Genomic DNA, 22,451 nt, shown 5'->3' on the forward strand with positions numbered 1-22,451 from the left:
GCCGCGTATCCCGGTCGGATCATCTCGACCACGGTCCCCGGCACCGCGTCCGGGGCGGGCGGGGAGCAGGTCAGCACATCGCCGCTAACCGCTGATCGCCGGCGGAGGTGTGGCCGGTCCCGCATGAGTCCGTGCCCGCGCGCTGAGCCGGCGGGCTAGCGGCCCGGTCGGGTCCGGTCCGGGCCGCCGCCGCTGGTTATGGCCTGCCGGTACACCGCCTCGTAGCGGGAGGCCATCACCTCGGCCGAGAAGCGCCGCCGGACGTGGGTGCGGCAGGCGTCGGTGTCGAGTTCGTCGGCGCGGCGCAGCGCGTCCGGCAGTTGTGCCGGTTCGTCGCAGATCCAGCCGGTGACGCCGTCGTCGACGACCTCGGGCACGGAGCCGCGTCGCAGGGCGACCACCGGCGTGCCGGAGGCCATCGCCTCGATCATGACCATCCCGAACGGCTCGTCCCAGCGGATCGGCAGGATCAGACAGCGGGCGGTGGCGAGCAGGTCCAGGGCCGTGGGCCGGTCGGGGTTGAGGACGAGGTCGACGCCGGGGCCGAGCAGCGGACGCACGACGTCGTCGAGGTAGCGGCGCTCGGCCCGCTCGCTGCACTTGCCGGCGAGCACCAGCGGCAGGGTGGAGGCGCGGCAGGCCTGGATGGCCAGGTCCGGGCCCTTGTCGGGGCAGAAGCGGCCCAGCCACAGGATCGGCCCGTACGCGCTGCGCCTGGGGTGGAAACCGACCGGGTCGACCCCGTTGTGGATCATGCCGGCCCAGGGAAGCCCGGGGCGCTCGCGGCGTTGCGCCTCGGAGATGGCCACCAGGCGGATGTCGGTTCCCACCTCGTCGTAGAAGTCGCCCAGTTCGCTGACCGGGGGCCCGTGCATGGTCACCACGGTGGGGGCCGAGCGGCCGGCAGCCGACAGCGCCCCGGCCACGGTGTGGTCGTGAATGACGTCGAAATGGCCGGCCGCCAAGTGCCGGTTGACCCGGGCCACGTGCATCAACACCGGCATCATGTCCTCGCCCATCCGCCGGTACTGCAGGGTCCGCGCCGTGCCCACGAACCGGGCGGCGGTCCCGCTGCCCGGGCCGGTGCCGAACAGGGTCACCCGGTGACCACGGGCGACCAGCGCGTCGACCAGAGCCGCACAGACCAATTCGACCCCGCCGTACCCGCTGGGCGGGATCCGGTACCAGGGTGGGGCCACCATCGCGATGCGTAACGAGCGGCGCATCAGTCGGCGCCCGGAGGTGTGGCCGGCAGCCGACGAGCCCGGCGGAGACGACTCCTCACCGGCCGGTACTGCCGAGTCGATGCCGATGAGGATGTACGCCAACTCATGCCGCAGCTACCCGCGTAAAGCCCTACCCGGGCGGTGGCGACCGGGTCGCGCTGTGCCGGGCGTTGCTACCAGGCCAAACTATCAGCCGGTAGGCCAGGGACGGCGGACACCCCGTCGGGGCCTCACACGGTGAACGGGTAGGTCTCGGGCACCTCGCCGCGCTCCCATGGAGCCGTGCGTTCCAGCGGCTCGACCGCCCGGGTCTCGTCGACGTGGATCAGCGCGTCGAACTGGTCGGCCGCCCGTACCCGGAAGTAGTGGCTCTGCCGCTCGGTGTCCGGCCGGTAGATGACCCCGATCGCCCGCTCCAGCCGGGTCGAGCGCAGCGCCTCGGCGGCCCGGGCCGCGAGGCCGAACGACAGGAGGAACTCCTTCTCGCCCGTCTCGTGGAGCAGTTCCTCGACACTGCCGGCGAGCCCGGACCGGACCCATTTGCGCTGAGCGGGGCCGCCCCAGTCGTCGGCCGCCGTCACCGTGCCCGTGTACGTGCTGAAACCGATCAGCCGGCAGTCGCCGGGGTGGCGCTCCCGTACCAGTTGGCCGACGTTGAGCTCGCCCTGGCTGCCCAGCTCCGTGGCCCGCGCGTCGCCGATATGCGAGTTGTGGGCCCACACCACGACCTTCGCCGGCCGGCCCCGGCGGTGGCCGAGGTGGTCGACCAGCGCGTCGAGGGTGTCGACCATGTGGCAGTCGCGCAGGTTCCACGACGAGATCCGGCCGCCGAACATGGTGCGGTAGTACTCCGCCGCCGCTTTGACGACGCGGGCGTTCTGCTGTGCGTAGAACAGCGCCTCGTCGGCGACGAACTCGTCGCGCCGGGCGTAGTCGGGTGCGTGCCGTTGCAGGTCGACGAGCTGCTCGACCACCTCCCGCTCGCACGTCTCACCGGCGCCGAAGGCGGCCGCGAAGCCGTACGCCTGGCCGTCGTCGCCGCTGGCGTGGTCGAAGCAGGAGTAGCGCTCACGCGCGCGGGCGGCGGCCGTCGGGTCGACCCGTTCGAGGTAGGCGATCACCTCCTGCGCCGACCGGTGCAGACTGTACAGGTCCAGGCCGTAGAAGCCGGCCTTGGCCCGCTCGTCGGCGGTGCGGTCGTTGTGCTCGCGCAGCCAGCCGACGAAGTCGAGCACTGCGGTGTTGCGCCACATCCAGGTGGGGAACCGCTCGAAGCCGCGAAGCGCCTCCTCGGACGTCGTGTCCTGGCCCCGACCGTGCACGTACCGGTTCACCCGGTAGGCGTCGGGCCAGTCCGCCTCGACCGCGACCGCCTGGAAACCCATCCGCTCGATGAGCCGCTGGGTCATGGCGGCGCGGGCGGCGTAGAACTCGTGGGTGCCGTGGGAGGCCTCGCCGATCAACACGTAGTGTGCGTCGCCGACCAGGTCGGACAGCGCATCCTCGGTCGGCACGCCCGCCTCGACCGGCAGCGCGTCGGCGCGTACGGTCGCCGCCTCCGTCGGGCCGCGCGCTCCGGCGGGCACGTGGGTGGCCGCCGTGGCGCGCAGGAGGTTACGCACCTCCTCATCGCTGATCTGGGAAAAGTCCCAGTACGAGGTGCCGACGGCGAAGAACGGTGACGGCGTCGTGGCGCATACGGCCTCGTCGGCCAGGTCGGCCAGTTCCTGGCAGCTGGACGTCGGCGCGGCCGACACCGCGACCACGATTCTGGCCGGCTCGTGCTCCCGAAGGGCGTGGATGGCAGCGCGCATGGTCGCGCCGGTGGCGAGGCCGTCGTCGACGAGGATGACGGTCTTTCCCGTGACATCCATCGGGGGGCGGCCCTCCCGGTAGGCCTGCTCGCGGCGCACCAGTTCGCGGCCCTCCCGCTCGGCGACCTGCCGGATGGTCTCCGGCGTGATGTTCAAGGCCCGGACCACGTCGTCGTTGAGCACGATCACACCGCCGCTGGCGATCGCGCCCATCGCGAGCTCCTCGTGGCCGGGAACGCCCAGCTTGCGGACCACGAAGACGTCGAGCGGGGCGCCGAGGGCCATCGCGATCTCGTACCCCACCGGTACGCCGCCCCGGGGCAGCGCCAGCACCAGCACGTCGGGGTTGTCACGGTAGTGATCGAGGAGGCCGGCCAGGACCCGGCCGGCGTCCCTGCGGTCACGGAACACAGGGCCCGACATGTCCGTCCTCCCGCTCAGTGTGAATCCGACTACGCAGTGTCGTTACCCGGCCCCAGGGGGACAAACCGCCCGGGCCACACTCCACCGGGCCCACGGGTCAGGCGCTCTGCACCTGCCGCAGCGCCTCGAGCATCCCGTGCAGGTGGGCCGCGGCCTGCTCGATGTCGGTGTACTTGTACTGGCCCGCGCGGACCTCCGCGGACAGCACGCCGCACCGGTGGACCTTGTCGAAGTCGCCGTACGGGAACTTGTAGTGCCCCTTGCGCTCCGGCAGCTCCTCGTCGTCCACGCCCAGGTGCCACTTCGCGTACTCGCCGATCCCGTGCACGGCGATGAACTCGTTCTCCTCCTCCTCGGTGGAGGGCTGGTGCTCGCTCCAGGCATCCCGGCCGTCGAGCACGTACCGTCCCTGCTCGATCAACTCCCGGGCCCGCACGTACCCGCGCTCGTTCAGCGTGACCGCCATTACCTCGTCACCGTCCCGACCCCGTAGACCACCGTCAAGCACATGCCGGAGGCCGGGCGGCGGGCAAGGCCGAAAGCCCTGTCCTGGTCGGGTCGACCGGACCGCCCACGTCCCGGGGCCCGCGGTCGTGAACCCGGCTCCCGGATCGGTCGTGAGCCGGGGGTTCCCGCGCCGAAGGAATAATGGCCGCGGGCCGGGGCAGCAGCACAGGGAAATCGGCGGAAGGAAGGGCGCCGTGAAAAGGATCATCGAGTTCGACTCGGCCCCACCGGGCTGGTACGCGCGCTGGCGGATGAGCCCTGAGGTCACCCGGTCGTCTCCGCTGACCGTCTGGGCGTTGGTGGAGGACTCCGACTCCGGCGCCAGGCAGGTCGTCGGCGTGGACGCCCTCGGCCAGTGGCAGGGCAGCCTGGAGAACGAGCCCGGCTGGGACTTCGTGCGTTACTTCTACCTGCCCGTCGACGCCGGGCAGCCGGACGACCTGGTCAACCCGGTGCAGAGCCCGATGGAGCGGGTGCCGCACCCCCAACGGTGACCAGTGGCAGGTCGCCCGCTCGCCGGGTGACGACTCAGGCGTCCGGTTCACGGGGAGGCCGGAAGGTCGCCCGGCTCGGGTGCATCGCTCGCGTGGCGCTGCCTGGCTGTCGGGCGAGGAGACCCGGATGAATCTGCCGGACGGTGCGGGTACCGTCCGGTGACCGGACGGTACCCGCACCGGCCGGCCGTTTCGCGGCGGTGTGCTCGTGGGGCCCGAACCCGCCAGCGTCGTCCAGCGCCGCACACCGGTGAAGATCCTGTTCAACCTCGGCACGTACGCGGCGGCGGTGTCGCCGCTGGTCGCGGTGGTCCGCCTCGTCGGCGGCATTCCCGGCACGCTCACCCTGCGGGTACTGGTCGGCGTGCTGCTCGGCACGGTCGTGTTCACCGCGGTCAACCTGTGCTGCCTGGCCCAGATCGTCGGCGTCGTCAACCGGGTGCCGCCGTGGTCGGTGATCCGCTCCGAGTTCCGGCTGTCCGGGTACCTGGCGATCGGCACGGTGGCGACCGGGCTCACCGCCGCGGTGATCGGAGTGCGCGCTCCGCTGCTGCTGTCGTTCATGCGCGCCGTCGGATTTGCCTCAGTAAATACTTCCTCCCTGCAGATTAGAGGGACCGATTGCTTTCCTCCTGCAAGGTTTGTCCGTTCGGCCATGGTGTGGTGATCGTTCGGGTGCCGTTGCCATGACAAACCGTGCCGGCGCGGTACGACGGACGCGCTCATCGCGCCGGGAAGTACACCGCCGCACGGACGGCCGTCGCACCGCAGCGATCACGGGGGAGTCCCGGCGCGAGCCCACCGATCCGCCGCTCCACCTGCCATCCGGCATCGGTCTGGGAGACTGTGGGGGTGGGGCGATCGCTCGAGCGGGACCGCCTCCCCGCCGATGGGCCTATGGAGCCCAACGTGGTCGTCGGCGTGATCGCATCGCCGGGGATCTGCGCCGAACTGGCCGAAAGCGTGCTATCCGATCTTGCCGGGCGCCTCGCGGACCGGATCCCGGGTGTGCGGTGGGAGGTGCGGTACGTCTGCGACCGGCTCGTCGAACGGCCGGCGGACCTGAGCCGCCTCGTGTCGGCAGCCCGCAGCCGGGCCCTGGCCGAAGGCTGGCAGTTCGCGGTGTGCATCACGGACCTGCCGTTGCAGACGGCTCGACGCCCGGTCGTCGCGCATGCCAGCATGACGCACGGGGTCGCGGTGCTGTCGCTGCCCGCCCTGGGGCCCGTCGCGGTCGCCCGTCGCGCGTCGGAGGCCGTCGTCCGCCTCGTCGCCGCGCTGCTCGGCGATGGCGAGGCGCCCCGTGCCGGCTCCAACCGCGACCTGCGTCGGCAGTCGCTGCTCACCCGGCGGGCGAAAGAGATCGGGGGTCGGGTCGAGCTGGACGGGCACGGGTTCGGCCTGGTCGCCGGCGCGATCACCGGTAATCTCCGGCTGCTGCTGGGCATGCTGCGCGCCAATCGCCCCTGGCGGCTGACGCTGCGCTTGTCGGATGCTCTGATCGCCGCGCTCGCGACCGGGGTGCTCGCGATCGTCCTGAGCGACGTCTGGCGGATCGCCGACGGGCTCGGACCGGTCCGGCTGGGCCTGCTGGGGCTCGGCTCCGTCGTCGCGGTGGTGCTGGCCGTCATCGTCGGCGCCGGCCTGTGGGAGCGCGTGCCGCCCCGGACCTCCGCGCGTGAGCAGGTCATCCTGTTCAACGTCGTCACCGTGGCCACCGTCGTCATCGGGGTACTGACGCTCTATCTCGCGCTGTTCGTGCTGATGCTGGCCGGTACGGTGCTGCTCGTGCCGGGGCGCACCCTCGCCGGGATCGTCGGCCATCCGGTCGGTGTCGGTGACCAACTCAAGCTGGCGTGGTTGGCCTGCTCGCTCGCGACTCTCGGCGGGGCGCTCGGCGCCGCGGCGGAAAGCGACGAGGACGTACGGGAGGCCGCGTACGGCTACCAGCCCGACCGGCAACTGTCCCGGTAGTGGCTGACGGGTGGATGCGGCCCGATCGTGTGCTGGTCCCGGTCGTCTACGTGGCCGGGGCGGCAGCGCGGCGGTGTGCCCGGGTGATCACCAGTCAAGACCATGGTGGTCGGCGTGAACGGCATGCGGCCGCCAGTGGCGCTGTCGCCGCTGATCGGCGGTGAGCGTCCCTGAGGCACGCTGATCGCCGCTGGAGGGACCCTAGGTGGTCGAGGGGCTCGCGCAGCGGATCTGCGACGGCGACGTGCCCCGCACGCCCGTCAGCAAGCGGCTGATCCAGCTCGACCTGACCAGCCTGGTCGCGGGCACGCGGTACCGCGGCGGCTTCGAGGAGTGCCTCAAGAACGAGTCGTCGTCGATGACCTTCGGGTGGCCGCCGTGGTTGCCGCGGGCGGCGGCGGAGCGCTGGCCATCGAGGGTCTTCTCGCGGATGTAGTCGCGGTCGAGCTGGGCGGCCACGGCGCAGACGGCGAACAGCATGGAGCCCATGCCGGTGGGTCGTAGATGCCGGTGAGCGGGCCGGTGAGCAGTTCGAGCTGATGCCGGCGGCCTGCAGGGTGGCGGGGAAGGTCATCAGTTCGGCGGCGTTGCGGGCCAGGCGTTTCATCTCGTGGATGGTGAGGATGACCGGCTGGTCGCCGGCGGCCCGCTTGATCTCGCGGGCCAGGGTGAGTGCCTTCTCCAGTTCGGGCCGGACCTTGACCCGGGTACTGATCGACGCAGAAGGAACAGCCGTTGAGGATCGACACGCACAGCTTTACCAGCTCCGCGAGCCGGTGGTCCACGTGCTGCCCGACGTGGCGCTCCAGCCCGGAGACCGCGTGGTACGCCGCCGGCGCGACGGCGGCGAAGTTCATTCGTTCGCTCATGCCGCACACGAGGGGTACGCCCATCGCGGACGGGACAGGCGCGGGTGTGGCGGACGCCACAGCCTGCGCCTCCCGGCCTGACACGCGTACGGGCGACGCCGACGTCGGGCCGTTTCGTCGGGTGACGCGCGGGTAGCCGACGGGCTGCGATACGAGAGGACGATCCGCGATGAAGTACGCACAGTTCGTCGAGAAGGTCGCCGAGCGGATGGGGGGCACCTCGCTGGGGCAGGCGGAGTCCCTGACCCAGGCGACCTTGTCGACCCTCGCCGACCGGATCACCGGTGGTGAGGCCAGGGATCTGGCCGCGCAGTTGCCGAAGGAGTTGAAGCCGTTCCTGGACAAGAAGCAGGAGTCCGCCGAGGGGTTCGACCTGAACGAGTTCATCCGCCGCACGGGCCTGCGCGCCGGCGTGGACCGGGACACGGCGCTCCGGGGCGTGGAGGCCGTGTTCCAGACGCTGGACGCGGCCGTCAGCACCGGCGAATTCCAGGACATCATGGCCCAGCTCCCGAAGGAGTTCCAGAACCTGGTGCCGACCCTGGTCAAACGGCGGTAGCCGGCCAACCCCGGCGGGGGTTCAGGTCTGCGGATCGAGGCATCTGTAGGCGATCACGTCACGCCGGTCATCGCCCGACGCGGCACCCCGCACGGTTCCGGTCTGGGCGGCTACCGCTGGGTCGTCGAGCAGACCATCGCGCTGCTGCACTGGTTCCGGCGGCTGCGCATCCGCTGGGAGATCCGCGACGACATCCACGAGGCGTTCCTCACCCTGGCCTGCGCCATGATCTGCTACCGCCGCCTCAGCAAATGACCATTTCGTTAGGAACTCTTAGCGCGCGACAGCGCAGACTAGTCCGCCAACTACGGCCGGCATAGCAGCCGGGATGACGACCCGAAGACCAGCCATCAACCGCCAGCGCCAGCAAGTGGGCTGAGTTCGTCGGGTGTGAAGGTCTGTGGATAGGCGCCGACACCACCGTCGTCGAGGTGCATGTCGTACAGGAAGGTGGTCTCCTCGTCCGCGTTGTTGGGCAAGGCGGCGGTCATGTCGAGATCGCCGCCCGGCGTCGCGGTGGTACGGGCGGACGACGACGCCAGCGCGCTGCTGCGGCGCTCCGACGCGGCCATGTACGGTGCGAAGTCGCGCGGCAAGGGCAGGTTCCAGATCGCGACGGCACCGGTCGCCTGACACGGGGCGACGGCACCGGTCACCTGCTCTCGGGCACGGGCTGGAAGCTGGGCGGGCGCCGTTCCAGGAACGCGGCAAGGCCCTCGCGGACGTCCGGCGCGTGCCGGGAGGCGCGCTCCTACGACGCGACGGCCCGCTGCGGATCGTCACCGGCCACGACCGCGTCGACGACGTCCTTGGCCGCGCCGAGGTTCTGCGGTGATCGCGCGGCGATCGTCCGCGCCAGGGCGAGGGCCCGGCCCTCCACCTCGCCGGCCGGCGCCACCTCGTCGACCAGGCCGAACGCCGCGGCCCGCTCGGCGTCGATCAGGTCGGCGGTGAACAGCAGGTACTTGGCGCGCGCCGGTCCGACCAGGCGCACCAGCCAGGCGGTGGGCACCGCCGGATAGACCACGCCCAGCTTCGCGGGCGTGATCCCCAGCCGGGCGTCCGACTCGGCCAGGCGCAGTAGCCGGTGTTCACCGCGCGTAGTACTCGACGACCAGCTGTTCGTTGCAGATGACCGGCACTTCCGAACGCTTCGGTTCGCGGATGAGGGTGGCGGTGAGCTCCGGCAGCCGCACGTCGAGGTAGGGCGGGACCGGACCGGCCGGCGCGTTGGCCCCGGCGGCGGCGAGCACGAGTGGCGGCTTGTCCCGGGCGGCCTCCCGCGCCCGGACGGTCTGGCCCGGCCGCACGCGGTACGACGGAACGTCGACCCGCTGCCCGTCCACCTCGAAGTGACCGTGGGAGACCAGCTGGCGGGCCTGGTAGATGGTACGGGCGAAGCCGGCCCGCAGCACCACGGCGTCCAGCCGCCGCTCGAGCAGTTCGATGAGCGTCTCGCCGGTCCGGCCGGGACTGTGGAACGCCTCGTCGACGACGCGGCGCAGGTGCCGTTCCCGGACGTGCACGCCGGGCGGGTACGGCCGGCGTTCGAAGTAGAAGTACCGGGTCGACTTGGGTGTGAGCGGGATACCGAGCGCGCGGGACAGGCGCACCTTCGGCCGGGTCGGCATCGCCCGTCCCTACCCCCGTCGGCCGTCGTCCTACCCCTTTCTCACCCGGCCCCTTTCTCACCCGGACCGGCCCAGGTTACGAACGCGGGGATCGGGGCAGTCCTGCCGCTATGACAGCCACGGAGGTCCGGAGCCAGCCCTGGCTGCATCAGCCGAGCCGCGAGGTCCAGGCCTTCGGCACCGTCCGGCAGTTTCCGGTCGCGTTGTCGAGCGAGACGCGCAGGTACTCGTGCGAGCGCCTGAACCGGATCCTGGCGGATACCGAGATCCTCTACGCGCTGTACAAGAAGCACCACTGGCTGGTGCGCGGCGTGACGTTCTACCAACTGCATCTCCTGTCGGACAAGCACGCCGACGAGCAGCGCGAGCTGGTGGACTCGCTGGCCGAGCGGGTGCAGACCCTCGGCGGGGTCGCGGTCGGCGATCCGCGTAAGGCCGCCGAGATCACCGCGGTGCCGCGCGCGCCGGACGGGGCCGAAGAGGTACCGGCGATGCTGTCCCGGCTGCTGGAGGCCCACGAGATCCTTCTCAAGGAGTCGCACGACGCCGCGGCCCGCGTCGCGGAGCTAGGCGACGACGGCACCAACGACCTGCTGGTCTCCGGTGTCATCCGCACCGGGGAGCTGCAGGCGTGGTTCCTCGCCGAACACCTCGTCGACACGCCGCTGGTCCACGCGGAGACGCCCTGACCTGGACGGTGATGACACAGTGGACTACGACCGGTTCATCTCCCTCGTCGAGCAGGCGGCCGGCGGCGACCGGGAGACCGCCGAGCGCGCGACGCAGGCCACGCTCGCGACGCTGGGCGAGCACCTGGGCCGCGACGAATGCCGTCATCTGGTGCCTCAGCTGCCACTTGAGCTGGGCGGCTGGCTCTTCTCGGAGGGCCCCGCGCAGTCGTTCGATGTGACCGAGTTCCTGCGCCGGGTCGCCGAGCGCGAACACACCGACGACGCCACGGCCGCGCGGCACGTGCGCGCGGTCTTCCTGGCGCTGGGCCGGGCGCTGAGCGACGAAGCGTACGCCCACCTGGTCGCCCGGCTGTCCAACGACTACGTGCCGCTCCTGCCCAAGGGGCCGGGCGCCGGCGGCGGTGCGTCCGGCGACGCGTTCCTGGCCGGGGTCGCCAGGCGGGCCGGCGTCAACACCGACCTCGCCCGGCGGGCCACCGAGGCCGTGCTGGAAACGCTCGGCGAGCGCATCGGCGAGGGCGAGGTCGACGACCTGCTGACCCAGCTTCCGGTGTCGCTGCACCCACCGCTCAAACGGGGCGCGGCGCGGGCGAACGAGGCGACGAGCCGCATGTCGGTGAACGAGTTCCTCAACCGGGTCGCCGAGCGGACCGGAATCCCCCCCGACCGCGCCGCGCTGCCGCCGCCCGCGGCGCGCGAGTACGCGCGAGCGGTGTTCAACACGTTGCGGGAGACGGTGCGCACCGAGTTCTTCGACGTCACAGTGCAGTTGCCGAACGAGTACTGGAACCTCGTGGCCCGGCAGGGCTGAACCGGCCGGCGGCGACACTCAGCAATTTCACAGCGCCGACTACGGGATTCTCTCAGCCTGTGGCCGCATCATGATCGTCATGGTCGGCAAGCGGCCGCGGCGGCGGGCATCCTCGCCGCGGCGATGGCCGCCACGGCAGCCCTGTGGTCCGCTGCTGCCGCCCTGTCAGGCCACGCCGGCGCGCCGCGCGCCGCGGTCTCCGCGCCGCTACCCGCCATCCGCCGCGCACAGATGGCCGTCCGTACCACCGGCGCGCCGCTGCACGCGCCGCTCATGGCACGAGCGGCGCGCGCCGTGGCGCCGCCGACGGTCGGCGCGGTGGCCACGTCCGCCACGCTTGTGGCGCTGGCGCTGCCGGCAGTCGCCGCACCCCGCCGCGACGGCCGCGTCACCGTGCCGGCGCGCCTGCCGCTGCGCGGCCGGGCGTCGCCCTGGCCCGTCGCAGACCACCGCACTGCGCGTACGCGCACCCACTGACCTGATGCCCGGCACAGCAACCGGGCTGTTCCCGCACCACCCGTCCGCAACGGAGGCGGTCCGGAGCTGGGGTTCGGGTCCGGGATGACCTGCTGGCGCCGCCTGGAGGAATGGAACCGGGCCGGGGTGTGGCAGCGGCTGCACGAACTGCTGCTGGCCGAGCTGCAGGGCGCCGACCGCCTTAACTGGTCGAGGGCGGTGACCGACAGCTCGCAGGTCCGGGCGCCCAAGGGCGGCCCAAACCGGGCCGAGCCCGGTCGACCGCGTCCGGACGGGCTCCAAACACCATGTCCTCACCGACGCGGCCGGTGTCCCGCTCGCGGTCGGCCTGACCGGCGCCCAGCGCAACGACGTCACCCAACTGCTGCGGCACTGTTGCGTTGAGCGTTGGCGTGATCGAGGCAGGCTTGGGCTGTGAAGTCGTCGGGTCGTCCTCGCCCCTGGTTGCCGCCGACTTCGGCGTTCGCCGGGTTCCGGTTCCTACCGGAAGTGATCGTCGTCGCGGTGCGCTGGTATCTGCGGTTCAATTTGTCCTATCGCAATGTCGAGGAACTGCTGGTCGAGCGTGGCGTCGAGGTCGATCACGTCACCGTGTATCGGTGGGTGCAGCGGTTCACCCCACTGCTGGCCGACGCTGCCCGGTTCTGCCGGCACTCGCCGGGTGACCGGTGGCACGTCGACGAGACCTACGTCAAAGTCAACGGAGTCTGGCGCTACGTCTACCGGGCGGTCGACCAGTACGGGCAGGTCATCGACGTGCTCGTCTCGGCACGCCGCGACGCCGACGCGGCCCGGCGGTTCTTCCGACGAGCGCTATCGGCGTTGAAGGTGACGCCCAGCGAGGTGGTCACCGACGCCGCCGCGGTCTACCCCGGCGTCCTGGACGAGTTGATCCCGTCGGCCTGGCACCACGTCGAGCAGTACGCCAATAATCCGATCGAGGCTGATCACAGCCAGCTGAAACACAGGCTGAGACCGATGCGCGGGCTACGAGCGGACCAGACAGCACAAGTGATCATCACCGGACACGCCTTCATGCAGAACCTTCGCCGCGGCCACTACGAACTCGCCGTCGACGCCCCACCGGCCCTGCGGATCGCCGTCGCGTTCACCGAACTCGCCCAAGCGATCTGACCGCCGACCGGGCGCGGGTTCAACACGTCTCTGCCGGTTCCACAACGCAACGGCGCCGCCGCACGCCCGGTCTGTCACCGCCGTGGGCGGAAGTAGTTGCTGATCATGTACGCGGTCACCTTGGCGCCGATCTTCGCGCCCTCGACGTCGGCCGTGCGGGTGTGGATGCCGCCCCAGATGCGGGCCTCGATGACCTCGGCGATGGCCTGGGAGAAGCTGCCGAACGACCGGGTGGTGCCCGAGGCCTCGCTGTAGGCGCTGAACGGGATGTCGTCGCGACCGTAGAAGTACCGCAGCGCCAGCATGCTGGCCGCGGTGAAGCACGTGTGCCCGGAGGTGAAGTCGGGGTGCGGTGGGGTGACGAGGAGCGGCATCCAGCCGGCATCGGCCTCGGTGGCCGGGTTGCCGTCGGTGTCGGCCAGTTGGACGGCGGTGACCGGACGCCAGAACATCCAGGCGGCCTTCTCGTTGTAACAGGCGGTCGTCGCGTCGGCCTCGGCGAGGTCGACCATCGCGAACATCCGCGCCGCCTGCAGGGTGTTCAGGCGCTGGGTCGTGGCGAGCTGGCGCTTGATCTCCCATTCGCCGAGGTGCCGGTCGTGCCACCAGGTCGCGGCCTGGGTCTGGTCCGCCGTCCGGACGCTGCTGTTGACGGCGCCGATCGTTTTGACCTCGTTGAAGTCCCGGGCGTACTGCTCGCTGGTGAGCGCGGGCGGGCCGGACGAGCGGAACATCGACGCGCTGGGGATGAGGAACGGCTTGAGGTTGGCCACCCATGCGCCGTCGTTGGCGTTGGTCGGCGGGGTGGGCCGCCACTGGCCGGGTCCGGTGCCGACGGGCCAGGCCGCGTTGCCGAACGCCCCGTCGTTCTGCCGGGCGCTGATCATCGCGGCGGCGGTCTGGCTGCCCACCGAGATCCCGCGCCGCTTCGCGCTGCCGTCAGGTACAGCGGCCAGCCACTGGTCGTACTGCGTCTGCAGCCGCGCCTGCTGGGCCGGGAACAGGGAGCTGAGCACCTGGAAGGCGGCGGTGCCGACGGCCGCGTTCACCGACTCGCGGCCGTTGGTGGCCGGCGCGGTCAGGTACGGCTGGTAGGGCGTCCCGGCGATGGCGTTGACCGCGTCGTAGATGGCGCCGTGCACCATGGCGAAGCTGCGCGCCTGGACCTGCGGCTGCTGGCCTGCCACGTCCCAGATCGCGGATTGCGCGTTGCGGTCCCAGACGATGACGGCATTCTCGGACGTGCTCGCTTCCGCAGCCTGCGCCGGAGGGGCACCGACGGCGGCCTGCGACGCGGCGGCGAGGATACCGGTGACCGCCACGCTGAGGACTGTTCGGCGGCTGCGAACCTGACGTGTCATCCCTACCTCCCCCCGCTGGCGACGCCAGCTGCATTTCCATTTACGCAAGTGAATGTCGAGAGGCATGCTACCGCCTCACCCGCAGGCTCCACACTGGCCGAACGGGCGGACCAGTGGCAGCCGAACCCCTCGGCCTGCCCTTCCGGCATCGCTCGGAACCTGGTGACGCGTGTGGGGCTCGGGAATTGGATTACGCCGGTTGACCTGCAGTTGTGTGCATGCCCGCCATCGGCGTGGCCGGCACGATGGAGGCCATGGCCGCGTCCCTTGTGTACCTACTGCTTCGCCAGGTTTTGCAGATGTTGACCCAGATCGCCCGTGATGGCGGGGCCAAGGATGTGGAGCTCCTTGTACTCCGTCACCAGGTGGCGGTGCTACGCCGGCAGGTGGGCCGCCCCGTCCTCCAACCGGCCGACCGGGTGGTGCTGGCCGCCTTGTCGCGGCTGCTGCCCCGCCCGCGCTGGGCGGCGTTCTTCGTCACCCCGGCCACCCTGCTGCGGTGGCACCGACAGCTGATCGCCCGGCACTGGACCTACCCGCATACCCGGCCCGGCCGGCCGCCGGTCGACCAGCAAGTGCGGGACCTGGTGCTGCGACTGGCCGCTGAGAACTCAACGTGGGGGCACCGCCGGATACAGGGTGAGCTGGTCGGCTTGGGCTACCGGGTGGCGGCCAGCACGGTATGGAAGATCCTGCACAAGGCCGGGGTCGACCCGGCGCCGCGGCGCTGTGGGCCGACCTGGAAACAGTTTCTGACCGCCCAGGCGCACACGATCCTGTCCTGCGACTTCTTCACCGTCGATACGGTGTTCCTCCAGCGGATCTACGTGTTGTTCTTCGTGGAGATCGCCTCCCGTCAAGTCCACGTCGTCGGGGTGACCGCACATCCGACCGGCGCCTGGGTGGCTCAGCAGGCCCGGAACCTGCTGATGGACCTCGACGGGCGGGTGTCCAACTTGCGGTTTCTGCTGCGCGACCGGGACGCGAAGTTCACCGCGGCGTTCGACGCGGTGTTCACCGCTGCGGGTATCGACGTGATCAAGACTCCGCCTCAGTCGCCGAGAGCGAACTCATTCGCCGAACGGTGGGTGGGCACCGTACGCCGGGAGTGCACCGACCGGATGCTCATCATCGGCGAGCGACATTTGGCGGCAATCCTCAGCGAGTACGTGGCTCACTACAACGGCCATCGTCCACATCGTTCGTTGGGCCAGCAGCCACCGAGCCGGCCGCCTCAGATCGTAGACTTGAACGCCGTCCGGGTGCAGCGACGCCCAATCCTCGGCGGCTTGATCAACGAGTATTCGCAGGCGGCGTAGCCGAAATTCAATTTTCGAGCCCGACAGGATTCGCCCACACCGTGCTGGTGGACATGCGGGAACGGCTGCGCTGCTCCGACCGGCCGGATCGGGTGTTCGAGGTGGCTTTGGACGCCGCCCGGACGGCCGGGCTGCTGGGGCGGCGGCGGGTGCTGGACTCGACGCCGCTGTATGACGCGGTCGCCACGATGGACACGATCACGCTGATCCGGTCAGCGATCCGTGGCCTGCTCGCCGCCGCCAGCGGCGATCTGGCGGCACGGTTACGGGCGGCGCTGACCAGCGGCGACGACTACACCACGGCCGGCAAGCCGGTCATCGACTGGGACGACCAGGCCGCCCGCGACGGGTTGGTCGACTCCCGCGCCCGGGACGGCTACGCGCTGCTGGCCGTCCTCGACGGCCAGCACCTGCCCGAGCCGGTCGACCAGGCGATGCGGCTGCTGGCCACCGTGCTGGGCCAGGACCTGCAGACCGGCGACGACGGCGTGCTGCGGATCGCCCGCAAGGTCACCCCGGACCGGGTGATCTCCACCATGGATCCCGAGGCGAGGCACGGACACAAGACCAGCCACCGCGGCTTCGACGGCTACAAGGGCCACATCGCCATCGACCCGGACGCCGAGATCATCACCGCGACCGCGGTCACCGCCGCCAATACCGGCGACGCCGAGCCGGCCGCCGAACTCATCACCGACCTCACCGAGTCGGCCGGGGCCGCCGCCGTGGTCTACGGCGATGCCGCCTACGGCGCCGGCGACGTCCTCGACCACCTGGACACCCACGGCATCGAGGCCAAAACGAAGGTTCAGACCCCCAACGCGCCTACCGGCAAGTTCACCAAAGACCGCTTCGACATCGATCTCACCGCGGCCACGGTGACCTGCCCCAACGGCGTCACCATCTCGATCCGGCCGGTCACCGGCCACGCCCGCCACGCCGGCAAAGCCGCGTTTGGTCCCGCCTGCACCGCCTGCCCGCTGCGCGGACAGTGCACCGATTCCAAGACCGGCCGCACCATCACCATCGGCCACCACGAGGCCCACCTCGCCGCCGCCCGCATCCGCCAGACCGACCCCACCTGGCAAGCCGACTACCGCGCCACCCGACCCAAGGTCGAACGCAAGATCGCCCACCTCATGCGCCGCCGCCACGGCGGCCGACGCGCCCGCATGCGCGGCCGAACCCGCGTCGCCGCCGACTTCACCCTGCTGGCCGCCGCAGTCAATCTCGCCAGACTCGCCACCGTCGGACTCACCCACACCCACCGTGGCTGGACCCTCAACCCCGCCTGAGCCCGACCCGGGACAGTCCGCCCACCACCACAACAGGCACGACACGGACCACAACACCGGACTGGCACCGCTTCCGCATCTCAACCACCAACGCGCCAGCGGACTCCCACTGCACAGACAGCAACAGCGGCTGACCGGATATCCCGACCAACCCCCGTTTCACACCAGCCACCTAGTCGCTTTTCGGCCCGACTGTACGACAGGACACCTGGACAGCCGGAAATTCCATCCGTGCAGGGCCACGGCTACGGCACCATGTCGGGATGAACTGGCTGAAGCGAGGGTCCCGGCCTGGGCGGCAGGCGGCGGCGGAGGAGCAACCGTCGCTGGCTGCCGTCAGGACGGCGACGACCGAGGCCGCCGCGCGGGGCTGGGAGGAGCTGGAGCGTCTGGTCGAGGTGCTCGCCGATGTCGAGGAGACCGGCGGCGAGGACCTGGGCCGTGCGGCACTCGGCGTCCTGAGCGAGCTGCCGAGAGTGGTGGCGCGGCTGGACGAGCACGCCCGGCGGGCGCTGTGGTACCCGTCGTACCAGCCGCCGGTTCTTGCCCGGCTGGTGGCCCGGGTGGACGCCGGGGCAGCGGGCCCCATCGCGGTCGCGCTGGCCACCACGCACCGCGACGGCCGGATCCGCGAGAAGGCGGTCGCCGCGCTGCTGGCCCGGCCGTGCCCGGAGTTGATGCCGTTCCTCGTGCTGCGCACCGGCGACTGGGTGGCACCGGTACGCGACCGGGCCCGCGCCGGGCTGGCGGTGCTGCTCGCCAACGACTCCGGCAGCTACCTGCCCGCCGTGCTTCCCACCACGTTGGTGGTGGCGGGCCACCGGCGCGGTGGCTTCGCGCACGCCCAGATGCTGGCTGCGCTGATCACCGCGCCGACCCCGGTACGCCAGCTGTTGGCAGCCTCCGCTGACCGCGGGCAGCGGAGGTTCGTGTTCGACACCGCGCTGGCCCACGGCTGGCTCGGCCTCGACGAACTGGTCGCCGCCGCCGAGACGGACGGAGATGTGCGCATCCGGGTCAGGGCCGCGGAGGCGGCGTGCCGGGAGGCGGTGTGGACCCGCCGCGTGCCCACCCTGCGCCGGCTGGTGCGCAGCCGCCGCGGCGAGGTGCGGGTCGTCGCGCTCACAGGGTTGGTCCGCAGCGGCCACGACGCCGAGGTCTTGGAGCATCTGGACGATGACGCCGCGCTGGTCCGTGCGGTCGCGCGGGACGCCGCCCGCCGCGTCGGCGTCGATCCGCTGGTTCACTACCGGACCGCGGTGGCCGCGCCGGTGCCGGCACCGGGTGCCATCGCCGGGTTGGCCGAGGCCGGCTCCGCCACGGACGCGGCGCTGTTGCAGCCACTGCTGGCACACGTCTCCGCCGGCGTGCGCGCCCAGGCGGTACGGGCCCTGCACCACTTGGGTGGGGTCGACGTCGATGCGCTGATCCCGCTGCTGCGTGACCCGTCCCCGGCCGTGGTACGGGAGACGACCGCGGCTGTCCGGCCTCGTATTCGGCGGGTGCCGCCCGGGCTGGCCTGGCAGCTACTGACCGACTCTCGAGCCGAGGTGCGCCGGGCCGGCTACCGCCTGCTCCGCGACCGGACTACCGCGGTCCACCTCCGCGCCGCACTGACGCTGGCGGCCGACCGGGACCCGGCGCTGGCTCGGCGCGGCTGCGCCGATGTCACCCGACTGGCCCGCGACGCCGTCCGGACGTCGTGGCGCCGAACACCCGCACCGGAACTGCTCATCACCGTCGCCGAGCGCGCCGACCTCACCGAACTGACCAAACGGGCGGCGGGAGCGCTCGGCGAGGACACCGCGGAGCTGACCCTAAGGTGGCTGGCCGCCACCACCCCGACCGACGTGGCGGTCTCGTGACCGTAGGCCATGGTGCGGTTGTCCAGCGTCGACGCTAGGCGGGTGAAGGCCTATCGCAATCAGCCCGGGAGGGGATCCTGCTGCTGGTCCCGCTGTGGCGGGTCAGCGGCGTGGACTGCTATCTGCTGCTGGATGGCCACGACCGGCTCGTCGCCATGCTTGTCGAGCACGCCTACGTCCTCGCCGCCGACGGTGCCGCCAGGCTCGCACTCGCCGGCAATGCCGCCGCCGGTGAGTGGCTGCGCGAGTTCCGCGCCCAGCTGCGCCCGTGGGACCATACCTCCGCCGTCCGTACCCTCGACGAGAGATTGGCCGAACTGACCGCATGAGCGACCATGCCGCCCAGTCGCCCATCCGCGCCGTCTACTTCGATGTCGGCGAAACCCTGATCGATGAGTCCACTGAGTACGGCACCTGGGCCGACTGGCTCGGCGTGCCCCGGCATACCTTCTCGGCCGTCTTCGGTCAGGTCATTGCCCAAGGCCAGGACTACCGGCAGGTGTTTCAGCACTTCCGGCCCGGCTTCGACCTCGCCGTCGAGCGCCAACGCCGTGCCGACGCCGGCCTCGCCGAGCACTTCAACGCCCGCGACCTGTACCCGGACGTGCGCGAGTGCCTCGCCGCTCTCAAGACGGACGGCTACTTCGTCGGCGTGGCCGGCAATCAGACCGCTCGTGCTGGCCGGCTGCTGCGCGAGCTGAACCTTGGCGTCGACCTCATCGCCACCTCCGAAGACTGGGGTGCCGAGAAGCCCACCCCGGCCTTCTTCGCCGCGCTCGTCGAGTCGGCCGGGTGTGCGCCGGCCGAGATCGCCTACGTGGGGGACCGGCTCGACAACGACATCCTGCCGGCGCTCAACGCTGGCCTCATCACCGTGTTCATCCGGCGTGGGTCTTGGGGCTACTACTATGCGGCGCGGCCCGAGGCCGAGAAAGCGCACGTGCGCATCGACAGCCTCGCGGAACTGCCGGAGCAGTTGCGAAAGCTCAGCAGCGAACGCTGAACGTGCCGTACCGCGGCGACATGAGACGCGGTTCGTGGGGGAGCAGAATGGGAGCAGCGGGGCGCTCCCAACGGCGCTGAACGGCGTCCGACCGGGCTGAGCTGCTCGGATCGTCTCGGCGTGACCTGCGGGTTCTTGTATTTGTGCAGGTCAGCGCATGATCGGATTTTCGTTGACACGGAAGCGTTCAACGGCGCTGAACCGCGTTGAATGGCGTCGTATCGCCCCAGCTCAACAGCTCTTTACAGGCCACCGGCGTAACGACTGACGAGAGTGGCTGCACTTACCGGTGGGGGCAGAATGGGAGCATGCGCATAAATGATCTCTATCGCCTTCGATTCGAAGGTCTCGTCCTCGTCGTCGCATCGATCAAGGCAGCGACCGGCGGCGATGCATGGGCCTGACCTCTTCCCCCGCACGGAAGAGGTCACGGTCCCTTGGCCTCCTGGTTGGCGTCACCCGGCCGGCCGGCGACCACCTGAGGTGAGCTCGCCGGTGAAGCCCTGACTGTTCGATCCGAAATCGTTTCTAAAGCCCGGTACCCGCTTCTGGCGGTACCGGGCTTGCTTGTTTTCCACCTCGTTGTCCGGCTCCATCGGCCGGACCTTCGTCAAGGAGTCCCCTGTGTCCACTACCAACACCAATTCGCACCGTCGTCTGCCCCGTCCTGCAGCACAGCGGCCGGTTGAGGCTCCCGCGTCGACGACGCCGTCGTCAGCCGGGGACGGCAACCAATTGCTGTACACCCCGGCGGAGGCCGCCGCGCGGCTGCGTATCCGCGAGTCGTGGCTGCGCCGCAAGGCGGCCGCCCGGCAGATTCCGTGCACGTTCCTCGGCAAGCATCTGCGGTTCTCCGTCGCCGACCTGACCGCGATCGTCGCCCAGCACGGCCAGGCCCCGACCGGCCGCCGGCCCCGCCGGCGCGCGTCGCGGTCCACGGTCCGGGATCGCGACTTGCCCACCCGGCCGATGCGAAGCGTGGATCCACCCGACCGCGTTGACCACAACCGAAACCAGGGGAGCAGTACATGGCATGGGTAGAACGTCACCGCAGCGCGTTCCGGGTCCGGCTGCGGCTACCCGACGGCACCGTGATCACCGACTCGCTGCATGAGGCCAAGCAGGCCGCGCAGCTGCGGGCCAAGGAGATCGACGTGGACATGGCCCGCGACGCCTTCATTGACCCGCGTGACGGCAAGATCAGCCTGGGCGAGTGGGTGGAGATCTGGATGGCCACCCACCAGGCCGCACCGGCGACCTGGGCGGCCTACCGTAGCCACCTGCGGCTGCACATCCTGCCCCGCCTGGGCCGTCTTCAACTGGTGGCGATCCGCCGCCAGCACGTCAAGGCCCTTGTCGTCGAGCTGCGCAAGACCCTGGCCTCGCGCTCGGCCGCCGACGTCGTCATGGTGCTGTCCATGGTGCTGCAGGAGGCCGTGGAAGACCGGCGGATCCCGTTCAACCCCTGCCGCGGGGTGCGGGTGGCCAACCCGAACTGGCCGGAGCGACCGCACGCCACCCCCGAACAGGTCGCGGCCATCGCCGCCCGGATGCGCCGCCCGATCGACGCCCTCATGGTCGTCACCGCCGCCTACACCGGGATGCGCTGGGGCGAGCTGGCCGGCCTCGACCGCGCCAACGTCGACCTCGACAAGGGCACCATCTATGTGCACCCGGAGGTCGGTGCGCTGCACGAGGTCGGCGGCACGCTGTACCTCGGCCCGCCCAAGACCGCCGACTCCGTCCGGCACATCCCGCTGCCGCCGTTCCTGACCGACCAACTCACCCGGGCACTCGAGGCACACGACCACCCGATCGTGTTCCCCGGTGCCCGGGGCAGCTTCCAGCGCCGCTCCAACTTCAACCGTCGAGCCTGGACCCCGGCCGTCGCCGGCGACCCGGACGCCGGCATCCCGCCGATCCTCGCCGGCATGCACTTCCATGACCTGCGCCACACCCACAAGACCTGGCTGATCGAGGACGGCATCCCCGAGATCGCCCAGGCCCGACGGCTGGGCCACCGCCTCGGCGGCGTCCGCGGCATCTACAGCCACGTCACCCCGGTCATGCGGCAGCGCCTGACCGAGGCGCTGCAACGCCGCTGGGAATCCGTCCAGGCACCGCCGACCGAGCGGGGGCGGCCGGCCGAGGCGGCATGACCACCGCGCACGGGGACGATCCTGCGGCAGCCGGGTACACCGCCCCCTAGATGATCTTGTGCTCCCCATTTGCTCCCCACGTAAGGGACACAACGGGAAACGCCCGTTACCGGGTCTCCGGTGACGGGCGTTTGACCTGCATAAATGCTGTGGGCGATACTGGGATCGAACCAGTGACCTCTTCGGTGTGAACGTGGACGCTGTGACGCCGTGACCAGGGTGAACACGAGCCGGCGCAGGTCAGCGGCGTCCGTTCGCAGCAGCTTGACGCCGTTCGGAGCAGTTCAGCGCAGTTCACGGTGCCCGCGTGCTCCCCATCTGCTCCCCAGGTGTTGTGCTGCACTCAGTGTCTGACGCCCACAGACGGCTGTTGGACATCTCCGACACCGCAGCGTTGGAGGCGCCGTCTTGGGCGCTTCGCGTCCGCCTGTGTGCAAACCTCGGCGGCTCGCTTCCGCTTGAGGTTCCGGCGCTGTGAGAGGGTGGGAACGTTGGGATGCCGGGCCAAGGAGCGTAAGTGGAGCCTGACTATCTGCCACTCGCGGATGCGATCAGCGAGTTGCGCAACGAGTTGATGGCAGCCGTCGACAACGCCACCGGCGAAGATCTCCGGTTCGCGGTCGAAGCCATCGAGGTCGAGATGCAGGTCGTGGTGACCAACACGGTGAAGGGCGAAGCTGGCGGGACGTTGTTCGGCGTCCTGACGCTCAAGGCCGGTGCCGACCATGCCAAGGCGGCGACCCACAAGGTCAAGTTGATGCTGAAGCCGATGACTTTGTCGGATCCTCGTGCTGACGTCTACGTAGCGGACCCGGTCCCCGTTCGGCCCGAGTGAAGG

Annotated in this window: 26 protein-coding genes and 2 pseudogenes; 20 read left to right on the forward strand and 8 right to left on the reverse strand. The window is 70.7% G+C overall.

Going from position 1 to position 22,451, the window contains the following annotated elements; all coding sequences use genetic code 11:
* Positions 1-155: 155 nt before the first annotated feature.
* The 3 genes from ACNTMW_RS14005 to ACNTMW_RS14015 form a co-directional block, all read right to left on the reverse strand.
* A complete protein-coding gene (locus ACNTMW_RS14005) occupies positions 156-1,226 on the reverse strand; it encodes a glycosyltransferase family 4 protein (RefSeq protein WP_426634004.1) in 1,071 nt (356 codons plus the stop codon).
* 230 nt (positions 1,227-1,456) lie between these two features.
* On the reverse strand, positions 1,457-3,463 hold the full coding sequence (locus tag ACNTMW_RS14010) for an erythromycin esterase family protein (RefSeq protein WP_426633953.1): 2,007 nt from the start codon (positions 3,461-3,463) through the stop codon (positions 1,457-1,459).
* A gap of 97 nt (positions 3,464-3,560) precedes the next feature.
* On the reverse strand, positions 3,561-3,929 hold the full coding sequence (locus tag ACNTMW_RS14015; protein WP_426633954.1) for a hypothetical protein: 369 nt from the start codon (positions 3,927-3,929) through the stop codon (positions 3,561-3,563).
* 235 nt (positions 3,930-4,164) lie between these two features.
* On the opposite strand from ACNTMW_RS14015, the gene ACNTMW_RS14020 reads away from it, so the two are divergent.
* From ACNTMW_RS14020 to ACNTMW_RS14045, 6 genes and pseudogenes are all read left to right on the forward strand, one after another.
* Positions 4,165-4,464 (forward strand): hypothetical protein, encoded by a 300-nt coding sequence (locus ACNTMW_RS14020; RefSeq protein WP_426633955.1) that lies wholly within the window; start codon positions 4,165-4,167, stop codon positions 4,462-4,464.
* 208 nt (positions 4,465-4,672) lie between these two features.
* Positions 4,673-5,131, forward strand: a complete 459-nt coding sequence (locus tag ACNTMW_RS14025; RefSeq protein ID WP_426633956.1) for a hypothetical protein — start codon at positions 4,673-4,675, stop codon at positions 5,129-5,131.
* Positions 5,132-5,361: 230 nt separating this feature from the next.
* The gene (locus tag ACNTMW_RS14030) at positions 5,362-6,438 is read left to right on the forward strand and encodes a hypothetical protein (protein ID WP_426633957.1); all 1,077 of its coding nucleotides are present in this window, start codon (positions 5,362-5,364) and stop codon (positions 6,436-6,438) included.
* 205 nt (positions 6,439-6,643) lie between these two features.
* Positions 6,644-6,874, forward strand: coding sequence for a hypothetical protein (locus ACNTMW_RS14035; RefSeq protein WP_426634007.1), 231 nt, complete (start codon positions 6,644-6,646; stop codon positions 6,872-6,874).
* A gap of 602 nt (positions 6,875-7,476) precedes the next feature.
* The gene (locus tag ACNTMW_RS14040) at positions 7,477-7,866 is read left to right on the forward strand and encodes a DUF2267 domain-containing protein (RefSeq protein ID WP_426633958.1); all 390 of its coding nucleotides are present in this window, start codon (positions 7,477-7,479) and stop codon (positions 7,864-7,866) included.
* Positions 7,867-7,923: 57 nt separating this feature from the next.
* Positions 7,924-8,121: pseudogene (locus ACNTMW_RS14045) on the forward strand (transposase); the annotation flags it as partial.
* Between the two features lie 95 nt (positions 8,122-8,216).
* Here the strand turns inward: ACNTMW_RS14045 and ACNTMW_RS14050 are convergent.
* The gene (locus ACNTMW_RS14050; RefSeq protein ID WP_426633959.1) at positions 8,217-8,357 is read right to left on the reverse strand and encodes a hypothetical protein; all 141 of its coding nucleotides are present in this window, start codon (positions 8,355-8,357) and stop codon (positions 8,217-8,219) included.
* Between ACNTMW_RS14050 and ACNTMW_RS14055 the strand changes: the two genes are divergently transcribed.
* Positions 8,356-8,499, forward strand: coding sequence for a hypothetical protein (locus ACNTMW_RS14055; protein WP_426633960.1), 144 nt, complete (start codon positions 8,356-8,358; stop codon positions 8,497-8,499). The genes ACNTMW_RS14050 and ACNTMW_RS14055 overlap by 2 nt on opposite strands.
* A 118-nt stretch (positions 8,500-8,617) precedes the next feature.
* Here the strand turns inward: ACNTMW_RS14055 and ACNTMW_RS14060 are convergent, their stop codons facing one another.
* Both ACNTMW_RS14060 and rpsD read right to left on the reverse strand, forming a co-directional pair.
* Positions 8,618-8,893, reverse strand: a complete 276-nt coding sequence (locus ACNTMW_RS14060; protein WP_426633961.1) for an enoyl-CoA hydratase/isomerase family protein — start codon at positions 8,891-8,893, stop codon at positions 8,618-8,620.
* Positions 8,894-8,957: 64 nt separating this feature from the next.
* Positions 8,958-9,497 (reverse strand): 30S ribosomal protein S4, encoded by a 540-nt coding sequence (rpsD, locus tag ACNTMW_RS14065; RefSeq protein WP_426633962.1) that lies wholly within the window; start codon positions 9,495-9,497, stop codon positions 8,958-8,960.
* A 110-nt stretch (positions 9,498-9,607) separates the two neighbouring features.
* On the opposite strand from rpsD, the gene ACNTMW_RS14070 reads away from it, so the two are divergent.
* The 5 genes and pseudogenes from ACNTMW_RS14070 (at position 9,608) to ACNTMW_RS14090 (ending at position 12,611) form a co-directional block, all read left to right on the forward strand.
* Positions 9,608-10,186 carry a Dps family protein gene (locus ACNTMW_RS14070; protein WP_426633963.1) on the forward strand — a complete coding sequence of 193 codons (579 nt, stop codon included), beginning with the start codon at positions 9,608-9,610 and terminating at the stop codon, positions 10,184-10,186.
* 19 nt (positions 10,187-10,205) lie between these two features.
* Positions 10,206-11,000, forward strand: coding sequence for a DUF2267 domain-containing protein (locus ACNTMW_RS14075; protein ID WP_426633964.1), 795 nt, complete (start codon positions 10,206-10,208; stop codon positions 10,998-11,000).
* 123 nt (positions 11,001-11,123) lie between these two features.
* Positions 11,124-11,477, forward strand: a complete 354-nt coding sequence (locus tag ACNTMW_RS14080) for a hypothetical protein (RefSeq protein ID WP_426633965.1) — start codon at positions 11,124-11,126, stop codon at positions 11,475-11,477.
* Positions 11,478-11,543: 66 nt separating this feature from the next.
* Positions 11,544-11,844, forward strand: a pseudogene (locus tag ACNTMW_RS14085) (transposase family protein); the annotation flags it as partial.
* Between the two features lie 77 nt (positions 11,845-11,921).
* A complete protein-coding gene (locus ACNTMW_RS14090) occupies positions 11,922-12,611 on the forward strand; it encodes an IS6 family transposase (protein ID WP_426634005.1) in 690 nt (229 codons plus the stop codon).
* A 74-nt stretch (positions 12,612-12,685) separates the two neighbouring features.
* Here ACNTMW_RS14090 and ACNTMW_RS14095 read toward each other — a convergent pair whose 3' ends face one another.
* Positions 12,686-13,933: a vanadium-dependent haloperoxidase gene (locus ACNTMW_RS14095; RefSeq protein ID WP_426633966.1), complete on the reverse strand. Its 1,248-nt coding sequence runs from the start codon at positions 13,931-13,933 to the stop codon at positions 12,686-12,688.
* A 257-nt stretch (positions 13,934-14,190) separates the two neighbouring features.
* On the opposite strand from ACNTMW_RS14095, the gene ACNTMW_RS14100 reads away from it, so the two are divergent.
* From ACNTMW_RS14100 to ACNTMW_RS14120, 5 genes are all read left to right on the forward strand, one after another.
* The gene (locus ACNTMW_RS14100) at positions 14,191-15,291 is read left to right on the forward strand and encodes an integrase core domain-containing protein (protein ID WP_426633967.1); all 1,101 of its coding nucleotides are present in this window, start codon (positions 14,191-14,193) and stop codon (positions 15,289-15,291) included.
* 41 nt (positions 15,292-15,332) lie between these two features.
* Positions 15,333-16,586, forward strand: coding sequence for a transposase (locus ACNTMW_RS14105; protein ID WP_426633968.1), 1,254 nt, complete (start codon positions 15,333-15,335; stop codon positions 16,584-16,586).
* 263 nt (positions 16,587-16,849) lie between these two features.
* Positions 16,850-18,451, forward strand: a complete 1,602-nt coding sequence (locus ACNTMW_RS14110; protein ID WP_426633969.1) for a hypothetical protein — start codon at positions 16,850-16,852, stop codon at positions 18,449-18,451.
* Positions 18,452-18,561: 110 nt separating this feature from the next.
* Positions 18,562-18,780 carry a hypothetical protein gene (locus tag ACNTMW_RS14115; protein WP_426633970.1) on the forward strand — a complete coding sequence of 73 codons (219 nt, stop codon included), beginning with the start codon at positions 18,562-18,564 and terminating at the stop codon, positions 18,778-18,780.
* Entirely contained in the window at positions 18,777-19,454 is a 678-nt protein-coding gene (locus tag ACNTMW_RS14120) for an HAD family hydrolase (protein WP_426633971.1), read from the forward strand. The genes ACNTMW_RS14115 and ACNTMW_RS14120 overlap by 4 nt, the downstream gene beginning before the upstream one ends.
* A gap of 455 nt (positions 19,455-19,909) precedes the next feature.
* Here the strand turns inward: ACNTMW_RS14120 and ACNTMW_RS14125 are convergent, their stop codons facing one another.
* The gene (locus ACNTMW_RS14125; RefSeq protein WP_426633972.1) at positions 19,910-20,050 is read right to left on the reverse strand and encodes a hypothetical protein; all 141 of its coding nucleotides are present in this window, start codon (positions 20,048-20,050) and stop codon (positions 19,910-19,912) included.
* Positions 20,051-20,078: 28 nt separating this feature from the next.
* Between ACNTMW_RS14125 and ACNTMW_RS14130 the strand changes: the two genes are divergently transcribed.
* The 3 genes from ACNTMW_RS14130 to ACNTMW_RS14140 all read left to right on the forward strand — a co-directional run bounded on the left by ACNTMW_RS14130 (position 20,079) and on the right by ACNTMW_RS14140 (position 22,448).
* The gene (locus tag ACNTMW_RS14130; RefSeq protein WP_426633973.1) at positions 20,079-20,495 is read left to right on the forward strand and encodes a helix-turn-helix domain-containing protein; all 417 of its coding nucleotides are present in this window, start codon (positions 20,079-20,081) and stop codon (positions 20,493-20,495) included.
* Positions 20,483-21,613 carry a tyrosine-type recombinase/integrase gene (locus ACNTMW_RS14135; RefSeq protein WP_426633974.1) on the forward strand — a complete coding sequence of 377 codons (1,131 nt, stop codon included), beginning with the start codon at positions 20,483-20,485 and terminating at the stop codon, positions 21,611-21,613. Before ACNTMW_RS14130 ends, ACNTMW_RS14135 begins: the two co-directional genes overlap by 13 nt.
* Before the next feature lie 517 nt (positions 21,614-22,130).
* Positions 22,131-22,448, forward strand: coding sequence for a trypco2 family protein (locus tag ACNTMW_RS14140; protein ID WP_426633975.1), 318 nt, complete (start codon positions 22,131-22,133; stop codon positions 22,446-22,448).
* Positions 22,449-22,451: the final 3 nt, after the last annotated feature.

The sequence above is a fragment of the Planosporangium spinosum genome (assembly GCF_049999945.1).
Lineage (GTDB): Bacteria > Actinomycetota > Actinomycetes > Mycobacteriales > Micromonosporaceae > Planosporangium > Planosporangium spinosum.

Excerpts from the sequence above, each read along its gene's own strand:
- ACNTMW_RS14110 (WP_426633969.1), top strand. The coding sequence starts at position 16,850 with ATGAACTGGCTGAAGCGAGGGTCCCGGCCTGGGCGGCAGGCGGCGGCG.
- ACNTMW_RS14100 (WP_426633967.1), top strand. The coding sequence starts at position 14,191 with ATGCCCGCCATCGGCGTGGCCGGCACGATGGAGGCCATGGCCGCGTCC.
- ACNTMW_RS14120 (WP_426633971.1), top strand. The coding sequence starts at position 18,777 with ATGAGCGACCATGCCGCCCAGTCGCCCATCCGCGCCGTCTACTTCGAT.
- ACNTMW_RS14125 (WP_426633972.1), bottom strand. The coding sequence starts at position 20,050 with ATGGAGCCGGACAACGAGGTGGAAAACAAGCAAGCCCGGTACCGCCAG.
- ACNTMW_RS14070 (WP_426633963.1), top strand. The coding sequence starts at position 9,608 with ATGACAGCCACGGAGGTCCGGAGCCAGCCCTGGCTGCATCAGCCGAGC.
- ACNTMW_RS14055 (WP_426633960.1), top strand. The coding sequence starts at position 8,356 with ATGTCGAGATCGCCGCCCGGCGTCGCGGTGGTACGGGCGGACGACGAC.
- ACNTMW_RS14135 (WP_426633974.1), top strand. The coding sequence starts at position 20,483 with ATGGCATGGGTAGAACGTCACCGCAGCGCGTTCCGGGTCCGGCTGCGG.
- ACNTMW_RS14015 (WP_426633954.1), bottom strand. The coding sequence starts at position 3,929 with ATGGCGGTCACGCTGAACGAGCGCGGGTACGTGCGGGCCCGGGAGTTG.
- ACNTMW_RS14030 (WP_426633957.1), top strand. The coding sequence starts at position 5,362 with ATGGAGCCCAACGTGGTCGTCGGCGTGATCGCATCGCCGGGGATCTGC.
- ACNTMW_RS14005 (WP_426634004.1), bottom strand. The coding sequence starts at position 1,226 with ATGCGCCGCTCGTTACGCATCGCGATGGTGGCCCCACCCTGGTACCGG.
- ACNTMW_RS14080 (WP_426633965.1), top strand. The coding sequence starts at position 11,124 with ATGGCCGCCACGGCAGCCCTGTGGTCCGCTGCTGCCGCCCTGTCAGGC.
- ACNTMW_RS14040 (WP_426633958.1), top strand. The coding sequence starts at position 7,477 with ATGAAGTACGCACAGTTCGTCGAGAAGGTCGCCGAGCGGATGGGGGGC.
- rpsD (WP_426633962.1), bottom strand. The coding sequence starts at position 9,497 with ATGCCGACCCGGCCGAAGGTGCGCCTGTCCCGCGCGCTCGGTATCCCG.
- ACNTMW_RS14050 (WP_426633959.1), bottom strand. The coding sequence starts at position 8,357 with ATGACCGCCGCCTTGCCCAACAACGCGGACGAGGAGACCACCTTCCTG.
- ACNTMW_RS14010 (WP_426633953.1), bottom strand. The coding sequence starts at position 3,463 with ATGTCGGGCCCTGTGTTCCGTGACCGCAGGGACGCCGGCCGGGTCCTG.